At 35.4% G+C, this 3,455-nt stretch carries 3 protein-coding genes; all 3 read left to right on the top strand.

What is annotated here, in order from left to right:
* Positions 1-135: 135 nt before the first annotated feature.
* From cysT to V7014_RS22075, 3 genes are read left to right on the top strand one after another with little or no spacing between them, the layout of a single operon-like run.
* Complete coding sequence (gene cysT / locus V7014_RS22065) at positions 136-975, top strand: sulfate ABC transporter permease subunit CysT (RefSeq protein WP_335510376.1); 840 nt, start codon at positions 136-138, stop codon at positions 973-975.
* Positions 976-1,020: 45 nt separating this feature from the next.
* Complete coding sequence (gene cysW / locus V7014_RS22070) at positions 1,021-1,902, top strand: sulfate ABC transporter permease subunit CysW (protein WP_335510378.1); 882 nt, start codon at positions 1,021-1,023, stop codon at positions 1,900-1,902.
* Positions 1,903-1,917: 15 nt separating this feature from the next.
* Entirely contained in the window at positions 1,918-2,985 is a 1,068-nt protein-coding gene (locus V7014_RS22075) for a sulfate/molybdate ABC transporter ATP-binding protein (RefSeq protein ID WP_335510380.1), read from the top strand.
* The last annotated feature ends 470 nt before the right edge of the window (positions 2,986-3,455 follow it).

Below are 3,455 nucleotides of genomic sequence, written 5' to 3' on the forward strand. Positions count from 1 at the left end.
TTCAACTAATAATTGGTGGTGGATGGACGAACACCTCCACCGATTAAATTTTCACTTTATCGATGTCCGAAGCCAAGTTAAATGGAGAAGAGTGGTATAAGAGGACACATGCATTTTTCGTAGAGGAGTGGGATTTTGAAGAGTACTAGAGTAATAAAAGCGAAGAAAAATGCAGTATTACCTGGCTTTGGTTTAACGATGGGATTAACCATCTTGTATTTGGGTGTATTGGTATTAATTCCGCTATCGATGGTTTTTTTGAATTCAATGTCATTAGGTTTCAATGACTTTTGGGAAACAGTAACAAACCCTAGAGCGATTGCTTCATATAAATTGAGCTTTGGTACTGCTTTTATTGCAGCATGTTTGAATGGTGTATTTGGACTACTGATTGCTTGGGTGTTGACACGATATAAGTTTCCAGGGAAAAAAATCATTGATAGTTTAGTTGATTTACCATTTGCTTTACCAACAGCAGTTGCAGGTATTGCACTAACGTCTTTATATTCAACGAACGGCTGGATTGGTCAATTTCTTTCGTTTAAGATTGCCTTTACACCAATAGGTATAATGGTTGCGCTTGTTTTTATTGGTTTACCTTTTGTCGTGCGAATGGTTCAGCCAGTTTTAGCAAATATCGAAAAAGAAGTAGAAGAAGTGTCTTCAATCTTAGGAGCGAGTCGTTGGCAAACTTTCTGTAAGGTGATCTTTCCTGAACTGATTCCAGCTATTCTAACGGGATTTGCTTTGTCATTTGCTCGCTCATTAGGGGAATATGGTTCAGTTGTTTTCATTTCAGGTAATACTCCGTATAAAACGGAGATAACACCATTAATTATTATGACGAAGCTTGAACAATATGATTATGTTGGAGCTACTGCTATTGCTGCGGTTATGCTCATTTTTACGTTTATTATTCTTCTGTTTATTAATCTATTACAATGGTGGACGAATAGAAGATATATTCAGCCATAATGTATAGTTGAAATCTTTATTAACCAACTGGAAGGAGGCGATAAAATGGAGCTTGAACTTAGTACGAAGCCAGATAAAAATCATAAACCAGCTCCCACTCCAAATACAACGGAGCCATTATTTATAAGAATACTATTAATCAGTATTGTTCTCCTTTTTCTTCTACTGTTTTTGTTATTGCCTCTGATTACGATTTTTGTGAAGGCTTTTGAAAAGGGAGTAGAAGTCTATTTTTCTGCCATTACGCATCCCGATGCTTTATCGGCCATTAAGCTGACATTGCTAGTTGTTCTTATTACGGTACCGATCAATGCTATATTCGGTGTAGCAGCAGCTTGGGCTATATCAAAATATGAATTTAAAGGAAAAAACTTATTAATTACTTTAATTGATTTACCATTTGCGGTATCACCTGTAATTGCGGGCTTGATTTTCATCTTATTATTTGGAGCGAATAGTTGGCTAGGTCCGTGGCTTGCTGACTATGATTTAAAAATTATATTTGCTGTTCCTGGTATTGTCATTGCTACTTTATTTGTCACATTTCCATTTGTAGCTAGGGAGCTAATACCGCTCATGCAAAATCAAGGTTCACAAGAGGAAGAAGCATCTGTTGTCCTTGGGGCAAGTGGGTTACAAACGTTTCTTCATATTACTTTACCTAATATTAAGTGGGGTTTATTATATGGCATAATCCTATGTAATGCGAGAGCAATAGGTGAATTTGGAGCGGTTTCTGTTGTGTCAGGACATATTAGGGGGTTAACGAATACGATGCCACTTCATATTGAGATTCTTTATAATGAATACCAATTTGCAGCGGCGTTTGCAGTTGCTTCCCTAATGTCTGTTGTTGCAATAATTACGTTAATTATCAAGAACTATTTAGAATGGAAAGGAAAGTATCATTCATCAAAAGTAGGGTGAAAAGGAGTAACAGTTATGGGAATTACAATACAAAATATCTCAAAGTCTTTTGGAAATACAAACATTCTTCATGAGATAGATTTAGATATTAAAAGTGGAGAATTAGTCGCTTTATTAGGGCCTTCTGGGTCGGGTAAAACATCGCTATTACGGATCATTGCGGGATTAGAGCACCCTGATTCAGGTCAAGTTCTTTTTAATCAACATGATTTAACAAATACACATGTTGGCAAGCGGAAGGTTGGGTTTGTTTTTCAACATTATGCTCTATTTCGAAATATGACAATTTTTGAAAACATCGCATATGGTTTAAAAGTAAGACCAAAGAGGTTTCGACCATCAAAGGATGAAATTAAAGCAAAAGTATTAGAACTACTTCAGTTAGTGAAGTTGGAGAATTTTGCAGACCGCTACCCAAATCAGCTTTCTGGAGGGCAGAGGCAACGTGTTGCTCTTGCCAGATCTTTAGCAGTAGAGCCAGAAGTATTGTTATTAGATGAACCATTTGGCGCACTTGATGCAAAGGTACGTAAAGAGCTTCGGCGTTGGTTAAGGCATTTGCATAATGACTTTAAGATTACAAGTGTATTTGTTACACATGATCAAGAGGAGGCATTAGATGTAGCAGACCGAATCGTGATTATGAATAATGGACGAATCGAGCAAATAGGAACACCACAAGAAGTTTATAATGAACCTGTTAATCCTTTTGTATATGATTTCTTAGGAAGTGCAAATGTATTTTCTGGTCAAGTTCGGAATGGTCGTCTGCAAACTGGAGATTATCAATTAGAAATACCAGAGCCGCATAATGTTATAGATGGTGACGGGCTTGGATATATTCGACCTCATCATTTTAGCATTGAAAGGATAGCATCAGATGTGGCATCAATTGAAGCGACTGTCAAACATATTCATGCTGTAGGACCGACAGTTAGGATAGAGTTGAAAAGAAATGATAATGGTGAATATATTGAACTGGAACTTTCGAAAGAGAATGTAGATCAACTTGAGTTGCGAATTGGTGAAGTGGTTTTTGCTAAGCCGAAGGAATTCAAAGTATTTATGGACTTTGTAATATAGAAAAACAATCCCTATAAGTAGCTATTAAAACAAGGAAATGTGATAAAATTGTATTTAATAACATACTTATAGGGATAATTTTTTGAATTATTGGAAATTTTATTTGATACTATGATGGATTGGTGGTAATTTAAGATTAATACTTTTTGAAAAAACTAAATTTTTAGAAAGTATTGTAGGGAGTTTAAGCAAAATTTAATAAGCGTGTTCGGTGACTTTCATATATACATACTTGTTTTAGTTTGATGCAAAGGGGGGATATATGAAAACAGGGATATCTACTCGTACATTGAACATCATCTATATAGGAAACAATGATGTATATATGTATAAGAAGACCCTACACGAATGTAGTATAGTCGAAGAAAAATGTTACAGCTTGTTTTTGAGAAATAATTGCGTGAATTTCAGAAAGAAATCTAATAAAGAACTTAAACAAAGTATAGTAGTTTCATAATCCCTTGTTAATT

The organism is Bacillus sp. JJ722 (assembly GCF_036963345.1).
Taxonomy (GTDB): domain Bacteria; phylum Bacillota; class Bacilli; order Bacillales; family DSM-1321; genus Bacillus_AD.